Here is an 18,011-nt window from a genome sequence, read left to right as displayed (position 1 = left end):
CGCTAGAGCCAGCTTGCCGCATGACCGCGGAAAGCTGCTCTAGCGTTTCTCTATTTTAAGGTTACAAACGGGCTGGCTGCTACTCTGCCGAGAGGATCGATTCGATGCGGCTAAGCTCCTCGTTGCTGAAATCAAGGCGGCTCAAAGCAGCTACATTGTCATCAATTTGCTCCACGCGGCTTGCGCCGATCAGCGCCGATGTTACGCGTCCGCCCCGCAGTACCCATGCAAGAGACATTTGGGCAAGCGATTGCCCGCGTTCCGCGGCAAGCGTATTCAGCTGCTTGATTTTTTCCAGCTTGCCGTCGGTAATTTGGTCCGCCTTCAGAAATACGCTCGGTCCTCCCGCGCGAGAATCCGCAGGGACGCCGTTCAAATAACGGTTGGTCAGCAAGCCTCCGGCAAGCGGGGAAAACACGATAGAGCCGATGCCCTCCTCCTCAAGCACATTCTGCAGGCCATTCTCGATCCAACGGTTGAACATGGAATAGGATGGCTGGTGAATAAGGAAAGGCGTGCCCAGCTTCTTCAAAATGGCTGCTGCTTGGGCCGTTTGCTCCGCGCTGTAATTCGAAACGCCGACATACAGCGCCTTCCCGCTGCGCACAATGTGGTCGAGCGCGCCCATGGTTTCTTCAAGCGGCGTTTCCGGATCCGGACGGTGGTGATAAAAAATATCGACGTAGTCCAGGTTCATCCGCTTCAAGCTCTGGTCGAGGCTAGAGATCAAATACTTACGCGAGCCAAAATCCCCGTATGGGCCTTCCCACATGTGGTAGCCAGCTTTGGTAGAAATAATAAGCTCGTCGCGGTGTGCCGCGAAGTCCTGCTTTAAAATTTGGCCGAAGGTTTCCTCCGCCGAGCCTGGAGGCGGTCCGTAGTTATTGGCCAAATCGAAATGGGTTATCCCTAAGTCAAACGCACGGCGCACCATGGCCCGTCCATTCTCAAGGCGGTCAATGCCGCCGAAATTATGCCATAGCCCCAGGGAGATAGCTGGCAGCTTCAAGCCGCTGCGTCCCACGCGATTGTACTTCATGCTCTCATACCGATGATTAGCCGCTAAATAAGTCATGATCGATTTCCCCCAAGCCTTTATTTAGAAACGCTTATTCGATACTTGCAATCCTAAGGGCGTTTCCCCTGTCTATTGTACAGCTGCCGCTCATAAAATGGAAATTAATCTAACGGATATACTTCTTATCCAGCTTCAAATGCGGGCTGTTCCGTACCGTTTCCTCGAAGAATACCGGCTGCTCCCGAACAAGCCGTTCCCATGCCTCTACGCAATGCGGGTCAAAATGAACCCCGCTTTCCTTGAGGATAATTTCCATTGCTGCTTCATGCGTCATGGCCTTGCGGTACGAACGCGAGGAGGTCAGCGCGTCGTAAACATCCGCTACAGCCGTTACCCGCGCGAGCAGCGGGATCTGCTCCCCTGCCAGCTGGTCGGGATAGCCGCTTCCATCCCATTTCTCGTGATGGGAACGGATAACGGAAAGCTCCTCCGGCATGAACCCCAGCCTTTTGCACAGATCGTATCCCGATACGGGGTGCACCTCGATAATTTTACGTTCCTCCGGCGTCAGCTTGCCCGGCTTGTTCAAAATCGTATCCGGTATCCGCAGCTTGCCGACGTCATGGACAAGTCCGCCTTGCGCAATGGCTCTTAGCTCCGCGGAGGTTAAGGAAAGCTCCTCGCCAAGCTTGAGCGCGTAAAGGGCAACCCGGTAATTATGGCCCGCCGTATATGAATCACGCGCTTCCGTTGTCATGACCAATTCGCGCACGCTGGAAGACATATAGGTGTTGATCCAGTCGCGCGGATTGGCGCGGAACATCAGCTTAACGGATGAGGTGATCGATTTGGAGCTGACATATTGATTTACGATTCCGACAACCATTACGATTACGGATGCGAGCAGCAGGAAATGATACAGCCACCAGCTTATATTCCAAGTCTCGCCGCTCACGATAATGAACTGCGCGACGACCATCCATCCCGCGCTGTAGACGATTGCCAGCTGCAGCGGAAAGCGGGAAGATAAATAAGTCATCAAATAACGGTATATCGTCCACCCGTTCAAGCCCAAGATAAATAATGTAGCGGTCCATTTCATCGGCAGTTCCTTCAGCTGGAAATAAAGAATCGCATCCGGATTAAACCACAGCACGGCGCAGAATCCAAACAGCAGGAGCGTCCATACCGGAAGCAGCAGCCTCTGCCACTCGGAAAACCATTTAATCAACGGCAGATCTACGGAAAGGGCAGACAGCCACAGCCATACAACTGCCAGCAAAACGCTCAGCTGGGCGGCGCTTCCGGCAATATCGGAATGATGCATCATAAAACCCGGAGTCGATAGGCCGTGAAAAACAAACATGGCCGTGAGCGATACATAAGATAACGATAGAAAACTAATCTTAATATTGCGAAGCTGTATCGCGACAAAACCGACTGCAATGGCCAGGGCAAGCGAGAACAAAGAAACGAGACTGACGATATAAAAATGCTCATGCGGCGCTTTTATGCTTTTATCCAGCTCCGTGCCCCGTAACAAAAGATAAGCGGCAAGCGGTAAAAGCATGGCTGCAGCCAGACGTGTGTATACCCCCGTATTTGTACGCAAACGGCTTCCTCCTACAGATCTTACTTTGTTATGAATAGCAAATATACTACCGCCAATTTGGGGTGTAAAAGGATCGGAGACATCGAAAAGTAATCTCGAAATATGTAGGATAATGTTGGATTTATATATATCCTTATCATAACATCCCTCCCGCTCCGTATAAATAGTGAAGTTTATAGGGAAATGAATAAGATGCATTCGACAAATTATATTTTTATGTTAGATTAAGGTTTTTTCATGTTTGTTTTGTTATAGTAATTGAAGATAGGCAAAACGAAGGGAGTTTATTTAATGAATAACAAGGAATCGCAGCCAAACAAAGACGCAGAAAACGAATTGACTGCGAAAGAAGAGCGTTACGCGTTCGATGAAAGCAATCCGCAGGACAAGCTTTCAGAGCAAGATGCAGCGATCGAAGAAGAGCTTCAGCAAGAATCGGACAAAGAGCATGCAGAAGCAGCCAATGACGAAATTCGCGCCACCGCTTTAAGCGCGGAGAGCGTTCATCAATCACCAAAAGGCGGAAGCGGCAAAATATGGGCGATCGTATCGGCCGTATTGGCGATTTTGCTGATTATCGTATTAATTAAGCCGCCATTCGGGGGCGCCGGCAATGAAACGGTTGCAACCGTAAATGGTGTCGACATAACGCAGGACAGACTTTATGATGAGCTCGTTACGGCTGGCGGACCGGCTACGCTTGAGAACATCATCACGCAAGAGCTTATCGCGCAGGAAGCAAAAGCAGCCAGCATTGAAGTTACCGATGCGGACATCGATTCCGAGATCGATCTGATCAAGAAGAGCTTCGGCACGGAAGAGGAGTTTACTGCAACGCTTGCCCAATACAACATGACGCTTGAGAGCTTGAAAAAGGATACAAAAATCAACCTGACGATCCGCAAAATCCTGGAGCCGAAAACGGATGTAACGGACGAAGAGGTTCAGCAATACTTTGATGCGAACAAGGAAACGCTCGGTACGCCTGAGCAAATCCAAGCATCGCATATTTTGGTTGCTACCAAGGAAGAAGCGGACGCTATTCTTGCCGAGTTGAAGCAAGGCGGCGATTTCGCGGCGATCGCAAAAGAGAAATCCATCGACACGGGTTCAAAAGACAAAGGCGGCGATCTTGGCTTCTTCGGCAAAGGCGATATGGTTGCCGAGTTCGAAACGGCTGCGTTCGCGCTGAAGATAAATGAAATCAGCGGCGTTGTTCAATCCGAGCACGGTTTCCACATCATTAAGAAAATCGCTGAGAAAGCTGCTGTTGTTCCAACCTTTGAAGAGAAGAAAGAAGAAATCAAGAAGCAGCTTGTTGCTACGGAAGCAAATGAGTTGTCCGAAGCGTGGATGACTGAAATTCGTGCAAAAGCGAAAATCACGAATACATTGACTCCGGAAGCATCTGCAGACCCAGCGGCTACCGAAGCGCCGGCAGCAGAATAACCCTCAATACGAAATGGGACAGCGTGACGCAGGCGATTCATAACCTGCGTCACGCCGTCCCTTTTTATTTTCGGCAGCAGAAAAAAAAGCCCCCTGTCACCCGGAGGGAGGGGCTAAGGGGGCTTTGGCTTCAGCAGCGCAGGCGATTATGATCTTTGTTCGTTCGGTTCGCATCGGCTGTTGCATAGAATAGCTCGGCTTGGCATGTTGGCTTGTGCGTTTTTTAGCTCGGCTGTTGCAGAATCTCTACTGGCAATACCTGCGTTTCTCTGAAGTTAATATATCATATTCGACTCTTGCAATTTGGAGTAGATGATTGTTTTACTAGATTCGACCATTTTGAAACCTGCATGAAACGTAGGTTTAATGGACCGACTATTAGCCGGGAGGGCAGTATGACTCGATAGGCGTAAACCGGTAGATAATAAGTGCAGTTAAGCGCTTTGGGAATATGATATGATGGGGCAATATGACATTCACCTATTATTGGAGGGAATTAAGTGAGCAACCATGCAGTACGCAGTTATGAGGATACCTTTACGTTGTATGAATTAACCGAGGAGAGCACGCAGTCCCGCGTCATCGTATGTCCGGAGCGTGGCGGCATTGTGATCGGATGCCAGTTGAACGGGCTTGAGCTCTTTTATTTGGACAAGGCGACCTTTGAGCACAAAACCGCGAATATTCGCGGCGGGAACCCGATCTTGTTTCCGATATGCGGACAGCTTGAAGAGCAAGCGTACGAATGGAACGGCCAAACCTACAATATGGCAAACCATGGCGTCGCCCGCAATGCCGCGTGGGATGTTGTAAGCACGAATGCTGACGGAGAAGCATCGATTACCATTCGCCTGCAAAGCAGTGAAGATACGCTGCGCTCTTATCCTTTTGCCTTCGAGCTTCTGTTTACCTACGTGCTTCAGAATGGGCAGCTGCATACGCGTCAGACCTACCGCAATCGAAGCGAAGCTGCGGCTATGCCGTTTTATGCCGGCTTCCATCCTTACTTCGCGATCGATTCGGACAAGAAGATCGCCTACGAGATCGATGCAACCCGCTATTTCGATTATAACGACAATGTCGAGAAGCCATTCGACGGCGTCATCGATTTGGAAGGGCTGGTTGAATCCGTCTGCTTGCTGGATGCGAAGAAAAGCGAAATTTCCTTCCCGTCGGTTCAAGGCGCCCGCGTACGCTTGATGTATGACGATATTTTCAAATATATGGTGCTGTGGTCGGTTAAGGACCGTCCTTTTGTTTGCGTCGAGCCGTGGATGGCAATGACGGGAGAGCTTGGCCGCAAAGAGGAGCTGGTCATGCTGAATGCCGGCGAAGAGCTGCAAGCCAATCTTACCATCAGCTGCGAGCGCTAATTTCACCTAGTTACAAACGCAAAGGCAGCCTGTTTATAGAATGAAAAAGAGGGACTCCCCGCTCGCCAGTGTTCTAGCCATGGCGATCGGTTGAGTCCCTCTTTTCGCTTGCGGCCGGTCTTAGTAGCCTTCCCCTTGACCGCCTGTCACGATTGCGATTCCCGAGCTGGCGCCAATCCGCGTTGCGCCCGCCGCGAACATTTGCAGCGCCGTTTCACGGTCGCGTACGCCGCCGGATGCCTTAACCCCAATATCAGGGCCAACGGTACGGCGCATCAGCGCGATATCCTCGACCGTTGCCCCGCCTTTGCCAAAGCCCGTTGACGTCTTCACGAAGTCGGCGCCTGCCTTTTTGCAAATCTCGCATGCGGTAACCTTCTCCTCATCCGTGAGAAGTCCCGTTTCAAGGATGACTTTAAGCACAGCTTGTCCTTTTACTGCCGCAGCAACGCCTGCTACATCACGCTCCACGCCGTCCAAATCGCCTGATTTCAGCAAGCCGATGTTCAGAACCATATCGATTTCCGTCGCTCCGTCTTCGATCGCGAATTTCGCTTCAGCGGCTTTGGATGCTGTCGTGGTCGCCCCTAGCGGGAAGCCGACGACGGTCGTAATACCGACTCCGGAGCCTTTCAATTCTTCAGCAGCTGCCGCTGCCCATCCCGCATTCACACAAACCGTTGCGAATCGGTATTGCTTTGCCTCGCGGCAAATTTGCAAAACCTCTTCCTTTGTTGCGTCTGCCTTTAGTATCGTATGGTCGATCATCGCCGCAACTTCCGCTGGCGAGTAAGTTGTACCGTCGCTCATCATTTATTCCTCCGCTTCATTGATCATGCATTCCTATGCTCCGGTAAAGACGCAGCCGGAGCGCATCGCTTATAACCTATTCAGTAGGATATACGCGCAAGCAGGTTCCGTTTCATTATACGAAGCTTTGTACAAAACAACAACAAGGCCCGGCCATCGCCGTCTCCGGTTTACTTTTGCAAGTTCGATACGCTATGATTGTTATGCTCCTCGCTCAGCTGCGGCCAAAGGGCCTTTCGTTCCGCTTGAGCTTGAACAAAATTTAGGAGGTCATCCGCTCATGGAAAACATGCTTAGCAAAATAAATGAAGCTGCGGCTTACATACGCGACCAGCTGCAAAGCCAGCCGCAAATCGGCCTCATCCTTGGCTCCGGCCTTGGCGTAATGGCCGATGAGGTAACTGAATCGATCGTCATTCCTTACGGGCAAATTCCCCATTTTCCGGTTTCCACGGTAGAAGGCCATTCCGGCGAGCTCGTAATTGGACAGCTGGAAGGTAAAACGGTGCTCGTCATGAAGGGCCGTTTTCATTATTATGAAGGCTACTCCATGAAAGAGGTTGTATTCCCTGTCTATGTCATGAAGCAGCTTGGCATACAGACGCTGCTCGTAACGAATGCCGCCGGCGGCATGAATCGCGCGTTCGCCGCAGGCGATCTCATGCTTATCACAGACCATATTAACAACACGGGCAGCAACCCTCTTCTGGGAGCCAACATCCCTGAGCTCGGCCCGCGCTTCCCGGATATGTCGCAGGCCTATAACCGCGAGCTTCGCGCTATCGTGGCAGGCAAAGCGGAAGAGCTGGACATCAAGCTTCAGCAAGGCGTTTACGTCAGTATTTCGGGTCCTGCCTACTGTACGCCGGCCGAGCTGTCGATGATGGCAGGCTGGGGTGCGGATGCTGTCGGAATGTCAACGGCTCCGGAAGTCATGGCCGCTAATTACACGGGCATTCGTGTAGTCGGCATTACTTGCATTACCGATATGGCGATCGGCGACGAGCTTGAGCCGCTTACGCATGAGCAAGTCGTGCGCGTAGCCGAGCAAGCAAGACCTAAATTCATTGCACTCGTGAAAGCATCGGTAGGCGCATTCCGCGTGTAAAACCAGTAATCGAACAGGCCGCCCGGAAGTCTATGACTTTCGGACGGCTTCTTTATTATGGGCCCGGCAGCAAAAAAAAATCGCTGCGGAAATCCTTCATTTCACCGCGGCTTCTCCAGGCTGCAGCTTCAGTTTTCTCTCGTATATGAAATACACGGCCAAATAGATAATAAAAAACACGCTGGATACCAAATACATGGTTGCGTAATTGCTCCATGTCGCAACCAGTCCAAGCAGCATCGCGCCGCTTCCTATCCCGATATCGAACGCATTATAGAAAGTAGCTGTCGCCACCCCTCTGCGCTGCGGCTCCACCCGGTCGATCACCCAAGCCTGCAGGCCAGGGAAAATGGCTCCAAAGCCAGCCCCGTAAAATACCGCCGAAAGCAGCAGCATCCCCGTAGATTTCGTCATATAGAGCATCACGCAGCCCACGATACACATTACCGCCGCCGGAAAGAGCACCCAAAACCGCCCTTTTGTATCGAAGATCCGCCCGCTCACGAATCGGATCAGAAACTCGCTGAGGGCCAGCACCAAGAAGAAAAATCCGATGTTTTGAACGTCGGTCTCTTTGCCGAACAGCGTGATGAAGCTGATTACCCCGCCAAGGGACAAGCCGACAAGCAGCCCAAGCAATGACGGCATCAGCGCTTTCGGCTCCACGAACCTGAGCATGAGAGACGTATTTACCGCATTCGCCGCTTTTATCTTTGCGCGCTCCGCTCGCGAATCTCCCTTTACGAACGAAGTGAAGACAATGGCCAGCAGCAGGATACAAGCGCCGACAACAAACAAAGTGTTGAATCCGAACTCCTCCATCAACCAAATGCCGAGAAAGGGCCCCAAAGAGATGGCGACGGCGTTGCCCGTTCCGAAGAAGCCCATGCCCTCGCCTCTTCGGGAGGCGGGAATAATATCTGAAGCAACCGTGCCGTACAGCGTTGTCGAAATGCCAAACCCTACGCCGTGTACGACGCGGAGCATCAGCATCATCGTAATCGTCACCGCAGCGTAATAGCTGGCCGTCCCGATCAAACAGATCGCAACCCCAACTAAGAGCAGCAGCTTTTTGCCGAATTTATCGGATGCCATGCCGACGAACGGCCGCAGCAATACGGCCGAGAAAGTAAATAAGCCGATAATCATTCCGATCTGAGCATCCGTGCCGCCTTTGTTTGCCGCAAACATAGGCAGCGTAGGCAGCAGCATTTCCAACGATAAAAACAAGAATAGGTTAGATAAGATCAATAAAACGAACGGTTTGGTCCAAAGCGTTTCCTTCACATTAGGTTTCCTCTCGTGCGGCCAACGGCTGCGCGTATTTTATTATTCATTATAGCTAATATACAATTTTAAAATGCCGATTTATACTATAGGTACTCCGAACCAGCGTACTAGAAATTTTGGAATCGAGGTCTCATCCAATGCATTTTCTCACGAAGCACGAACCAACTGGAGGCCGTGTTTATACCTCTTTCCTTGCGCAGCTCCTTCGCAATTATCTCTTCGGATCTACGGTTGCCGTAGTCGGCGTTGGCGGCGCCCTTGTGTTTTCTACCTTATCGGTCCCTTCGAACGAGCGATTTGCGCTGGGCGCAATCATGGCCATTTCCCTTATTATCATGATCGCCTGCGAGCTGTTTGTCTTTTACCGGCATCTCTTGCCGATTCAGGCGATTTTTAAAGCGCAGCAGCCAACGTCCGGGCAGTTGAAGACCGCTTATCTTCATACCCACAAATTTCCTGTATTATCCGTTAGGCGCACCTATGGCCCCCACTTTCTGGGCTTGCTGCTTCCGGCTGTCAGCATGGCCTTCGTCTGCATCAAGCTGGGCTTTATAAAACTTCCTTATTTTTAAATCGGCATCGCTTCCGCCGTCGCCTTTATGATTGCCAGCATGCATGCCATGATTGAGTTTTTCTTAACGATGAAGGCGATTCGGCCCATTGTCACGCATATTCGGAATCAACATAAGGAATTGTATAAACAGGATATTACCCTCAGCGGCAGAGTTCTCGTATCGATCCGCACCAAATTCCGCCTCCGTGCCTTTCTCATCGGTACGCTGCCCTTAATGCTGTTTGGCCTGGTCTCCCAAATAAGGCTCGATAACATCCAAGGAGAGGGCAGTTTAGCGTACTGGCAATGGGCAGCCATCATTCTCATCATAGGCATTATTTACTCTCTGTTCGGAGCTTCGCTGCTCTCTCGCAGCATTGAGGAGCCTATACATACCATTCAAAACGGCATGAGCAGCGTCCAAGCCGGAAATTTCGATACGAGCGCGGACGATATTTATTCCGATGAATTTTCCAAGCTGGTCGCCGGATTCAATCATATGGTTAATGGATTGAAGGAACGCGAGCAGCGCAATAATCAGCTTCTGCAAAGCTATTTCATGACGCTGGCGGCAGCGCTCGATGCGCGCGATGCCTATACAGCCGGCCATTCTACAAGGGTGGCCCGCTACTCTGTCCAAATCGGCCGTTTGGACGGCTGGTCCGCGGACGAAATCGAGCTGCTCCACAAAACGGCGCTGCTGCATGATATCGGAAAAATCGGCGTGCGCGATGCCGTGCTGCTCAAGGAAGGACGCCTCACCGACGAGGAATTTGATCAAATCAAGCTGCACCCCGTGCTCGGCGAAAATATTTTGAAGCAAATTGAGCCGGCAGACGCAATGGCCGATTTGCTGCCTGGCGTTCGCTCGCATCATGAGCGCTATGACGGGAAAGGTTATCCGGACGGACTGTCCGGCACCGATATTCCGCTGTTCGGGCGCGCGATCGCGATCGCTGATGCTTTTGACGCCATGACCTCCGACCGGCCATACCGCAAAGGGATGACCGATGAACGGGCGCTGTCCATCCTCGAAGAAGGCAAAGGCACGCAGTGGGATCCGAAGCTTACCCAGCTGTTTATCGATTTGATGCGCGCGAAGGGCAAAACAGACGAAGAAGCCTCATAAATGCGATAAGAGCCATCCGCGGGAGGTTAAACCTTCCACGGATGGCTCTTTTTTTCGACTAGGTTTGAAGCAATAAGTGCGTTTTAACGTTTGATAAGCTTAAAATCATCATAGTGGAAGCCGGGCGCTACCACGCAAGAAACAAGAACCGGCTCATCGCCAAGCGGACGCGCCATTTGCCATTCGTTGGCCGGAACCAATGCCTGCGGCTGTTGGCCTGCCAACACATCCGGGCCCACGATAATTTCTTTTCTCGTCTCCGGTGCCCCTTCCGTTCCCCCGATCGTCAGCACCAAGGGACTTCCAGAATGCCACATCCACAGCTCGTCCGAATAGACCGTATGCCAATCCGAAAACTCATCGGGATGCAGCAGAAAATAGATGGATGATGCCGCAAAGCGATTTCCTGAATACGGAGCGCCGAGCACCTCCTGCGGTATGACGAAGCCAGCCTTCCAAATCTCCTTGTACCATCCGCCTTCCACGTGCTGCTTCAAGCCAAGCGACTCCACCAGCGGCGACAGCTGTTTTACGGATACTCCCATCCCATTCAACCTTCTTTCTCTCTTTTGCATGCGTATGCTCTTCTCGATTCGTTTCCTCATTCTATAACGCATGGGCTAGATCGTCAATTCATTAAACAGGTGGGAATAGGTGGTAAAAGATAGTTTGCTCAGCTAATATATGGAATCAGCTTTGTATTTTCTAATTTATAAGTTATACTTATATTAACGAACTTAGGGGAGGTGAACAGATGAACAACGGAGTACATGAATTTGGACGCATCAGCCGCAAGCATTTCATGAACTTGCTCATTATCGTTCCGCTGCTGCTCGCAGCGCTGTTCGCTTACCAAGCAGGCAATACGTTCGAGCTAACGGCCGGCGCCAGCCGCATCACTGCGGCATCGAAATCGAAATATACCGCCTCCGTTAACGCTGGCAAATCGAACAGCACGACCAAACCCATTTTGCCGGAAAACGTTCTGCTTGTCTCTTTTCTGCATTCGCTCCTGCTTCTATACAGAAAGTCTGCAACCCTATACGCGCTTCGCACGTCCGTACCTCAGCGAATGCGTGATTTGCTTATGACTCCTATTAAATTCACCTCGCATTTTGTGGGCTGCCCTTCTCAATCGGTGTATCCATAACCAATAATTGAGGAGGCACACACAATGAACATTAGAGAATCCGACTTGCCCGGCATTGGCCGTAAATACCAAATTATGACGAGAAGCGGCGACAAGTTTGTCATCATCGTTCACGATGACGGACGCCGCGAAATGTACCACTTCGAATACGATAATCCGGATGACAGCATTTCCATGGTTACGCTTGAAGACGAAGAAGCCCGGCAGGTTGCCGCCATTGTGGGCGGTATGACCTATAAGCCGAAGGCGCTCGAAACCATTGAAGTCGCGCTTGATGATTTAACCATCGAATGGTATAAGATCGAACCGAACGCCGCATGCATTGGCAAAACGATCGGCGAAGCCGATATTCGCCAAACGACGGGAGCGACGATTATCGCTGCAGTCGAGAAGGAAGCCAAGCATATCAATCCAGGCCCCGACTATATTTTCAAAGCGGATACCACACTCATCGTCGCAGGCGAGCGGCAGCATCTAAAGCTTCTTAAGCTGATGCTGCAAAACGGGAGCCGTTAATGATGGATCACATGGTGCTGGAGATCGGTCTTGCCGTTATACTCATTGCCTTAGTCGGGTTGTTAGCTGCAAAAATTCGGTTTTCCGTCATCCCGTTTTACATCTTAATCGGCATGGCCGTAGGTCCTCATGCGCCGCATGTAGGCATATTGGACTTCAGGTTTATCCATAGCGCAGAACTAATCGAATTCATGGGGCGGCTCGGCGTGCTGTTCCTCCTGTTCTATTTAGGTCTGGAGTTTTCTGTGGGCCGGTTAATGAAATCGGGGCGCTCTATTGCGATTGGCGGAACGATATATATCCTCATCAACTTTTCGCTTGGCTTATTATTTGGCTGGATCAATGACTTCCCTATCGAAGAAACGATGGTCATTGCCGGTATTACTACGATTTCTTCGAGTGCCATCGTGGCGAAGGTGCTTGTCGATTTGAAACGGACGGCTAACCCGGAGACGGAGATGATTCTCGGAATCATCATGTTCGAGGATATTTTCCTCGCGGTCTATATTTCCGTGCTCTCCGGGCTTGTGCTCAGCGATTCTTCAACGCTTGGCGGGGTGCTTTTGTCCGCGTCCTATGCGCTCGGCTTCATGCTGCTATTCTTGATTATTGGCAGGAAGGCTGCCCCGCTTCTGAATAAATTGTTTAATATCCGCTCGAATGAGCTGTTTCTGCTGCTCGTGTTCGGCCTGCTGTTTCTCGTCGCCGGCTTCTCCGAAACCATTCATGTCGCGGAGGCGATCGGCGCCCTTTTAGTCGGCTTAGTGCTGGCAGAAACGGTTCACATGAAGCGGATTGAGCATCTGATCCTGCCCTTCCGTGATTTCTTCGGCGCGTTATTTTTCTTCAGCTTCGGCTTGACGATTGACCCGTTCGCCCTTGGCGGAGCGGTATGGCTGTCGCTTGGCGCGGTTGGCGTTACGCTGTTTGGTAATTTCGTCGCCGGCATGCTCGCAGGCAAAAGCGCAGGCCTCTCGCCGAAGGCATCGGCAAATATCGGCCTTACGATCGTATCGCGCGGCGAATTCTCCATCATTATGGCGAACCTCGGCAAAGCCGGCGGTTTGCTTGAGCTGCTGCAGCCGTTCGCGGCTTTATATGTTCTCATTTTAGCCATACTGGGGCCGCTTCTGACGAAGGAGTCGAAGCTGGTATTCAAAGGCTTAAACGGGATTTTCAGATGGGAAAAACGGAAGAATGCAAGAGAGCCGTTACCGGCCAAGGAACAATCGGGCAGCGGCTGAGCAGCCTGTTGAATTGTAGGCCTAATGAGAGCGTATCTCTTAGGCCTTCTTTTTTTTTGCTTATATTCCTTGCGATAGGATTATTCTTTATGTTCCGTTTCTGTATAATAAAAACTGGGAAATCCATTTCAAATCAAGGAGGAACACCTTTCAAATGACAGCTGCGCTTTTATATATCGAGGATGACCAGGAGATCGGAAGCTTTGTTTGCGAGCACTTGAAGGATCAGGGCTATGAGGTCCATTGGTTAAAAACCGGCGAGCATGCCCTTGAAGCTGCGGCAGACTGCAGGCTTGTTATTCTCGATGTCATGCTGCCGGGTCTCGATGGTTTTACCGTTGGTCAGCGGCTGAAAAAGGCGATGCCCGATATCCCGATTCTCATGCTCTCTGCACGCACCTCCATCGACGATAAGCTGCAGGGCTTGCAATTCGCGGACGATTACATAACGAAGCCATTTCATCCCGATGAGCTAACGGCACGAATCGAGGTGCTCCTTCGCCGCTTCGGTTCGCGTTTCTCCGAGCCGCTGGCGATCAAGCATCTACTCGTGCATGAGCAGCAAAATCGGATCGAAAATCGCGATACCGGCGAGGAAATTACGTTGACGGGCAAGCAGTTTCACATTTTCAGCTATCTGCTACGGCATTTGGGGCAAATTTTAACGAAGGAACAAATTTATGAGGCAGTGTGGGGAGAGGCTTTCATCGAAGGGGATAAAACCTTGATGGTCCATATCCGGTACTTACGGGAAAAAATCGAAAGAAATCCGGCTGCTCCCGAAGTCATCGAGACGGTTCGCGGCATCGGTTATCGGGTGCGCGCATGAAGAAGCAGCGCCTCGGCGGCATGCGGTTCCGCCAAACCCTATTGTCCCGCTACCTGCTCCTCATTTTATTCGCCTTTTTATTTATCCCGATCGTTTTCCCTCTGGCTTCCGTCCTATATATCATCATTCAAGAAAACTCGCAGAGCGCGGATTCCGATTATTTGAAATACGGCAGCGGCAGCGAATTGACCGCCATGTGGCATGAGCAGGCTGCTCATTTGCGGGAATCCGACTCCGTTCAAGTCAACAACAAGCTTCAGGAACTGAAGCAAAAATATCCCGAGGCCTCCTTCTTCTGGGTGGATGCAGCCGGCTTGACCAGGCTTCAGCTCCCAGAGCAGGAACAGCTCCCAATCCGCTGGACGCCGGCGGATGCGGTGCAATTTATGAAGGACAGCATCGACAGCGATCCCTTCACGATTGTCTCCTTCCTTGGTGCGGAGCATGAAGATCCAGCCTTTATGGCGATGCAAATCCCTCGCAGCATTATTGAGCTGAAGCGGCCGGTTGGAACGGGAACGCCTTTTTATATCTCGTTTTTATTCATCATGATTGTTTTTTTCTTTCTGCTCTCCTTCCTCTTCTTCCGGCATATTCGCAAGCGGCTGATCGGTCTGCAAGCAGCCATGTCGCTGCCTGGCGATAACGGACTGCCGCAGCCGATCATCGTGCATAAACGCGATGAAATCGGCCAGCTGGAGGCGGCCTTTAATCACATGATTGATCAGCTAAGGGAGAGCACGGAACGCGAGCGTGCAGAGGAGGAGCTCCGCAAACGGCTCATCGCCAGCTTGTCGCATGATCTGCGGACGCCGTTGACGGTGATGAACAGCCAGCTCTATTCGCTGCGGAAGGAGCCGCTGAGCCCGAACGCGCAGGCAGCCGTCAAACAAATGGAACAGAAAGTAACCACCTTAGACAATCTGATTGAGAATTTGCTGTCTTATACGTTGATGACCAGCGGCAGATATCCGCTTAAGCTGGAGCGGCAGGATATTCTGCGTCTCGTACGGGAAAGCGCCGCTTCTTGGTATCCGCTCTGGGAGCAGGAGGGCATTTCCGCCGAAATCGAGCTCCCTGATGAAGCACGGATGCTGGATGTGGACAAGGCCGGCTTTCGCCGCGTGCTCGATAATTTATTTCAAAACGTGACGAGGCACGCGCAAAGCGGCAAGTATATCGGCATCACGGTGGAGCCGTATCAGGATCGTCCTGCCCTCGTTATCCGCGATCGCGGGAACGGACTCCAAGCGGAATCGGGAAGCAAAGGCGCCGGCCTTGGTTTAGCCATCGTTGATTATCTCCTGCATGAGATGAGACTCGACTGGTCCATGGATAACAGCTCTGCGGGAACAATCGTCTTCATCTTCTTAGATGTTGAAGGAGCCAGCGCCAAGCGGGAGTAAATTACGCAATCGGGCGATGGGATATTTTGGAAATCCGTATTTTTTAAACCAAATTTAAACTTGGGGAGCACTGGGTTTAACCTTCATCCGTTAATCTTCTTATTGAGGTGATGAGCATGAAGGAATGGGTTATTGAAACAAAAGGACTCAGCAAGCGTTACAAAGGACGTTATGCCGTTTCCAATCTGCATTTAAAAATCGCAAAAGGCGATATATACGGTTTCCTCGGTCCGAACGGCGCCGGCAAAACAACGACGATCCGCATGCTGCTCGGATTGATCAAACCGTCTAACGGGTCCGTGCATGTTTTTGGGCAGCCCTTGAACAAGGAAAGGCTCTCTATTTTGCGCCGAATCGGCTCGCTCGTTGAATATCCGTCATATTATGGACACTTAACCGCCGTTGACAATCTCGAGGCCATTCGCCGCATAATCGGAGCGCCCTCCTCCAGAATTGCCGAGGTTCTTGAGATCGTCGGCCTGACCAAAGAAGCCCGGCGGCCGGTAAAAGGTTACTCGCTCGGCATGAAGCAGCGGCTCGGCATCGCAAGCGCCTTGCTCGGCAATCCGGAGCTGCTGCTGCTCGACGAGCCAACCAACGGACTCGATCCGTCCGGTATTTTGGAAATACGCGAGCTCATCAAGCAAATGCCCAAGCAGCATGGCATAACCGTTCTTATATCCAGCCATCTGCTGAGCGAGGTCGAACTGACTGCCGGAACCGTCGGCATCATCAGGCAGGGAGAGCTCGTATTTCAGGATACGATCGCTAACCTCCACCAGCAAGCGCAGGGCAGCATGTCGCTTACCGTATCCGAGCCGGAGCAAGCGCTGGCAGCGCTGCGCCAGCAAGGATTCGAAGCCGAGCAAAGCGGATCATCCCTACTGCTGGAGCATACAGGCGATCATGCGGTTGCACGTATCGTCAAAAGCCTTGTAGAACGCGATCATGCCATTTACCGTGTCGAGGAGAAACGAAAGTCGCTCGAGGAGCTTTTTCTTCAGATTGTCGGGGAGGGAAAGCAGGCATGATGCTCAAAGCACTCTCGGCCGATTTTTTGAAAATCCGCGGCAAAGGGCTGTGGTTTCTGATTTTTATTGGCCCGATCGGATTGATTGCCATGCAGGCGCTTAATTACGGGCTCCGTTATGATTATTTGACGCAAAAATATGCGGGAAAGCTCTGGGAAACGCTGCTCTCGGACATTCTAATGTTTGTTCCGATCTCGTTATTTCTCGGGATAACCCTCGTCTCGTCGCTGCTCGCCAATGTCGAGCATCACACCAATGCATGGAAGCAGCTGCTCGCGCTGCCGATTTCCAGGGGCGCCGTATTCAGCGCCAAATTTATGCTCGGCGCCCTGTTGCTTGCTCTATCCTGCGCGGTACTGGCTATAGGCACCGCCTTGCTGGGCATTTCATTACGGTTTGGCAGCAGCGACATGCCTGTCTGGGATATTTTGCGGCTGAGCTTTCTGCCCTATCTCGCTTCCTATCCGGCGCTCGCTTTGTTTATGTGGCTGTGCCTTACGTTCAAAAACCAGGCGATTCCCATTACGCTTGGCGTTATGATTGCCATAACTTCCGTATTTTCGATTCAGCTGTCCGAATGGTTCCCGGTAAATTGGCCTTTATTTGGCTATATCGGTCCGCGTCAGGAGCTGTTCGTCCTGACAGGCTTGCTTTCCGGCGCGGTCATCTTCCTTATCGGCACCCTTCATTTCAACAGGAAGGATGTGAATTGAAATGCATGCTTATCTTCGGCTGCTTGCTTCCGAGCATTTAAAGCTTTCCAAGTCCTTTATCTGGCTGCTCCTTCCGATAAGTCCGCTGCTGTCGCTTGCCATCGGTGTATTCGTTTCACTCGATTCGTATGAAACCGCAGGCACGTTCGCGCAATATGCCCTGCTTGTCTCGGCAATGGCCGCGTTCCATGCGATGCTGTTTTTGCCTATTTTGACTGGCATCCTCTCCGCCTTCATCTGCCGTTACGAGCATACGGGCGGAGGCTGGAAGCAGCTGTTGACCCTTCCCGTATCGAGAAGCGGACTATTTTTGGCAAAATTCAGCCTGGTCGCGATTCTGCTTGCCGTCACGCAGCTATTATTCCTTGGCGCGGTTCTATTGGCCGCGATTTACCAAGGCATTGATGGCGACCTGCCCTGGAAAATGCTGCTGACCGGCATCGGCAGCGGCTGGCTCGCCTGTCTGCCGCTTGCGGCGCTGCAGCTGCTTGTATCCGTGAGCTGGAGCAGCTTCGCCGCCCCGCTTGTCATCAATGTCATGCTGACCATTCCGAACATGCTGATCCTGAATTCGGAACGGTTCGCTCCCTTTTACCCTTGGGCACAGCCCATGCTGGCCATGCTCAGCTTCAGCAACGAGGGGTTCGGTGCCTTCGCGCTACCATTAGAAAATATTCTTATTACGGTAATGGGCAGCTTTGTATTGTTTTTTGCGGCAGGACTGCTCTACTTCAACCGTAAGGAAATGTAAGAATACCTTGTTCGGGCTGCGCTGCCGGT

Annotated in this window: 18 protein-coding genes; 13 read left to right on the top strand and 5 right to left on the bottom strand. The window is 51.6% G+C overall.

Annotated elements, in window-relative coordinates; genetic code table 11:
• Positions 1-79: 79 nt before the first annotated feature.
• Together mgrA and MRBLPE1_RS24475 are read right to left on the bottom strand one after the other, a co-directional pair.
• Complete coding sequence (gene mgrA / locus MRBLPE1_RS24480) at positions 80-1,075, bottom strand: L-glyceraldehyde 3-phosphate reductase (protein WP_364150391.1); 996 nt, start codon at positions 1,073-1,075, stop codon at positions 80-82.
• 109 nt (positions 1,076-1,184) lie between these two features.
• Positions 1,185-2,630 carry an HD-GYP domain-containing protein gene (locus MRBLPE1_RS24475; protein WP_364150389.1) on the bottom strand — a complete coding sequence of 482 codons (1,446 nt, stop codon included), beginning with the start codon at positions 2,628-2,630 and terminating at the stop codon, positions 1,185-1,187.
• Between the two features lie 291 nt (positions 2,631-2,921).
• Between MRBLPE1_RS24475 and MRBLPE1_RS24470 the strand changes: the two genes are divergently transcribed.
• Together MRBLPE1_RS24470 and MRBLPE1_RS24465 are read left to right on the top strand one after the other, a co-directional pair.
• Entirely contained in the window at positions 2,922-4,079 is a 1,158-nt protein-coding gene (locus MRBLPE1_RS24470; protein WP_364150386.1) for a peptidylprolyl isomerase, read from the top strand.
• Positions 4,080-4,579: 500 nt separating this feature from the next.
• Positions 4,580-5,452: an aldose epimerase gene (locus MRBLPE1_RS24465; protein WP_364150383.1), complete on the top strand. Its 873-nt coding sequence runs from the start codon at positions 4,580-4,582 to the stop codon at positions 5,450-5,452.
• Positions 5,453-5,572: 120 nt separating this feature from the next.
• Here the strand turns inward: MRBLPE1_RS24465 and deoC are convergent, their stop codons facing one another.
• Complete coding sequence (gene deoC, locus MRBLPE1_RS24460; RefSeq protein ID WP_364150380.1) at positions 5,573-6,262, bottom strand: deoxyribose-phosphate aldolase; 690 nt, start codon at positions 6,260-6,262, stop codon at positions 5,573-5,575.
• Between the two features lie 280 nt (positions 6,263-6,542).
• Here deoC and MRBLPE1_RS24455 point away from each other — a divergent pair, with 280 nt between their 5' ends.
• Complete coding sequence (locus tag MRBLPE1_RS24455) at positions 6,543-7,370, top strand: purine-nucleoside phosphorylase (RefSeq protein WP_364150378.1); 828 nt, start codon at positions 6,543-6,545, stop codon at positions 7,368-7,370.
• A gap of 96 nt (positions 7,371-7,466) precedes the next feature.
• Here MRBLPE1_RS24455 and MRBLPE1_RS24450 read toward each other — a convergent pair whose 3' ends face one another.
• A complete protein-coding gene (locus MRBLPE1_RS24450) occupies positions 7,467-8,657 on the bottom strand; it encodes an MFS transporter (protein ID WP_364150376.1) in 1,191 nt (396 codons plus the stop codon).
• A 140-nt stretch (positions 8,658-8,797) separates the two neighbouring features.
• On the opposite strand from MRBLPE1_RS24450, the gene MRBLPE1_RS24445 reads away from it, so the two are divergent.
• Positions 8,798-9,232: a hypothetical protein gene (locus MRBLPE1_RS24445; RefSeq protein WP_364150374.1), complete on the top strand. Its 435-nt coding sequence runs from the start codon at positions 8,798-8,800 to the stop codon at positions 9,230-9,232.
• Between the two features lie 48 nt (positions 9,233-9,280).
• On the top strand, positions 9,281-10,342 hold the full coding sequence (locus MRBLPE1_RS24440) for an HD-GYP domain-containing protein (protein WP_364150372.1): 1,062 nt from the start codon (positions 9,281-9,283) through the stop codon (positions 10,340-10,342).
• An 83-nt stretch (positions 10,343-10,425) separates the two neighbouring features.
• On the opposite strand, the gene MRBLPE1_RS24435 is transcribed toward MRBLPE1_RS24440, so the two are convergent.
• Positions 10,426-10,887 (bottom strand): cupin domain-containing protein, encoded by a 462-nt coding sequence (locus MRBLPE1_RS24435; protein ID WP_364150369.1) that lies wholly within the window; start codon positions 10,885-10,887, stop codon positions 10,426-10,428.
• A 209-nt stretch (positions 10,888-11,096) separates the two neighbouring features.
• On the opposite strand from MRBLPE1_RS24435, the gene MRBLPE1_RS24430 reads away from it, so the two are divergent.
• From MRBLPE1_RS24430 to MRBLPE1_RS24395, 8 genes are all read left to right on the top strand, one after another.
• Complete coding sequence (locus MRBLPE1_RS24430; protein ID WP_364150367.1) at positions 11,097-11,492, top strand: hypothetical protein; 396 nt, start codon at positions 11,097-11,099, stop codon at positions 11,490-11,492.
• Positions 11,493-11,516: 24 nt separating this feature from the next.
• Entirely contained in the window at positions 11,517-12,008 is a 492-nt protein-coding gene (locus tag MRBLPE1_RS24425; RefSeq protein ID WP_364150364.1) for a cation:proton antiporter regulatory subunit, read from the top strand.
• Between the two features lie 2 nt (positions 12,009-12,010).
• Complete coding sequence (locus tag MRBLPE1_RS24420) at positions 12,011-13,252, top strand: cation:proton antiporter (RefSeq protein ID WP_364151485.1); 1,242 nt, start codon at positions 12,011-12,013, stop codon at positions 13,250-13,252.
• 154 nt (positions 13,253-13,406) lie between these two features.
• Positions 13,407-14,081 carry a response regulator transcription factor gene (locus MRBLPE1_RS24415; protein ID WP_364150361.1) on the top strand — a complete coding sequence of 225 codons (675 nt, stop codon included), beginning with the start codon at positions 13,407-13,409 and terminating at the stop codon, positions 14,079-14,081.
• Entirely contained in the window at positions 14,078-15,487 is a 1,410-nt protein-coding gene (locus MRBLPE1_RS24410; protein ID WP_364150359.1) for a HAMP domain-containing sensor histidine kinase, read from the top strand. Before MRBLPE1_RS24415 ends, MRBLPE1_RS24410 begins: the two co-directional genes overlap by 4 nt.
• A 116-nt stretch (positions 15,488-15,603) precedes the next feature.
• The gene (locus MRBLPE1_RS24405; RefSeq protein WP_364150356.1) at positions 15,604-16,518 is read left to right on the top strand and encodes an ATP-binding cassette domain-containing protein; all 915 of its coding nucleotides are present in this window, start codon (positions 15,604-15,606) and stop codon (positions 16,516-16,518) included.
• Complete coding sequence (locus MRBLPE1_RS24400) at positions 16,515-17,231, top strand: ABC transporter permease (RefSeq protein WP_364150354.1); 717 nt, start codon at positions 16,515-16,517, stop codon at positions 17,229-17,231. The genes MRBLPE1_RS24405 and MRBLPE1_RS24400 overlap by 4 nt, the downstream gene beginning before the upstream one ends.
• A 1-nt stretch (position 17,232) precedes the next feature.
• Positions 17,233-17,982 (top strand): ABC transporter permease, encoded by a 750-nt coding sequence (locus MRBLPE1_RS24395; protein WP_364150352.1) that lies wholly within the window; start codon positions 17,233-17,235, stop codon positions 17,980-17,982.
• Positions 17,983-18,011 lie beyond the last annotated feature (29 nt).

Origin of the sequence: Paenibacillus sp. LPE1-1-1.1 (assembly GCF_040676435.1) — a bacterium.
Taxonomy (GTDB): domain Bacteria; phylum Bacillota; class Bacilli; order Paenibacillales; family Paenibacillaceae; genus Pristimantibacillus.
This window is presented reverse-complemented; position numbering and strand designations above follow the sequence as displayed.

Bases quoted from the DNA above. Each gene is read 5' to 3' on its own strand.
- MRBLPE1_RS24405 (WP_364150356.1), top strand. From the start codon at position 15,604: ATGAAGGAATGGGTTATTGAAACAAAAGGACTCAGCAAGCGTTACAAA.
- MRBLPE1_RS24445 (WP_364150374.1), top strand. From the start codon at position 8,798: ATGCATTTTCTCACGAAGCACGAACCAACTGGAGGCCGTGTTTATACC.
- MRBLPE1_RS24430 (WP_364150367.1), top strand. From the start codon at position 11,097: ATGAACAACGGAGTACATGAATTTGGACGCATCAGCCGCAAGCATTTC.
- MRBLPE1_RS24420 (WP_364151485.1), top strand. From the start codon at position 12,011: ATGGATCACATGGTGCTGGAGATCGGTCTTGCCGTTATACTCATTGCC.
- MRBLPE1_RS24395 (WP_364150352.1), top strand. From the start codon at position 17,233: ATGCATGCTTATCTTCGGCTGCTTGCTTCCGAGCATTTAAAGCTTTCC.
- MRBLPE1_RS24400 (WP_364150354.1), top strand. From the start codon at position 16,515: ATGATGCTCAAAGCACTCTCGGCCGATTTTTTGAAAATCCGCGGCAAA.
- mgrA (WP_364150391.1), bottom strand. From the start codon at position 1,075: ATGACTTATTTAGCGGCTAATCATCGGTATGAGAGCATGAAGTACAAT.
- MRBLPE1_RS24410 (WP_364150359.1), top strand. From the start codon at position 14,078: ATGAAGAAGCAGCGCCTCGGCGGCATGCGGTTCCGCCAAACCCTATTG.
- MRBLPE1_RS24470 (WP_364150386.1), top strand. From the start codon at position 2,922: ATGAATAACAAGGAATCGCAGCCAAACAAAGACGCAGAAAACGAATTG.
- deoC (WP_364150380.1), bottom strand. From the start codon at position 6,262: ATGAGCGACGGTACAACTTACTCGCCAGCGGAAGTTGCGGCGATGATC.
- MRBLPE1_RS24435 (WP_364150369.1), bottom strand. From the start codon at position 10,887: ATGGGAGTATCCGTAAAACAGCTGTCGCCGCTGGTGGAGTCGCTTGGC.
- MRBLPE1_RS24440 (WP_364150372.1), top strand. From the start codon at position 9,281: ATGATTGAGTTTTTCTTAACGATGAAGGCGATTCGGCCCATTGTCACG.
- MRBLPE1_RS24455 (WP_364150378.1), top strand. From the start codon at position 6,543: ATGGAAAACATGCTTAGCAAAATAAATGAAGCTGCGGCTTACATACGC.
- MRBLPE1_RS24415 (WP_364150361.1), top strand. From the start codon at position 13,407: ATGACAGCTGCGCTTTTATATATCGAGGATGACCAGGAGATCGGAAGC.
- MRBLPE1_RS24425 (WP_364150364.1), top strand. From the start codon at position 11,517: ATGAACATTAGAGAATCCGACTTGCCCGGCATTGGCCGTAAATACCAA.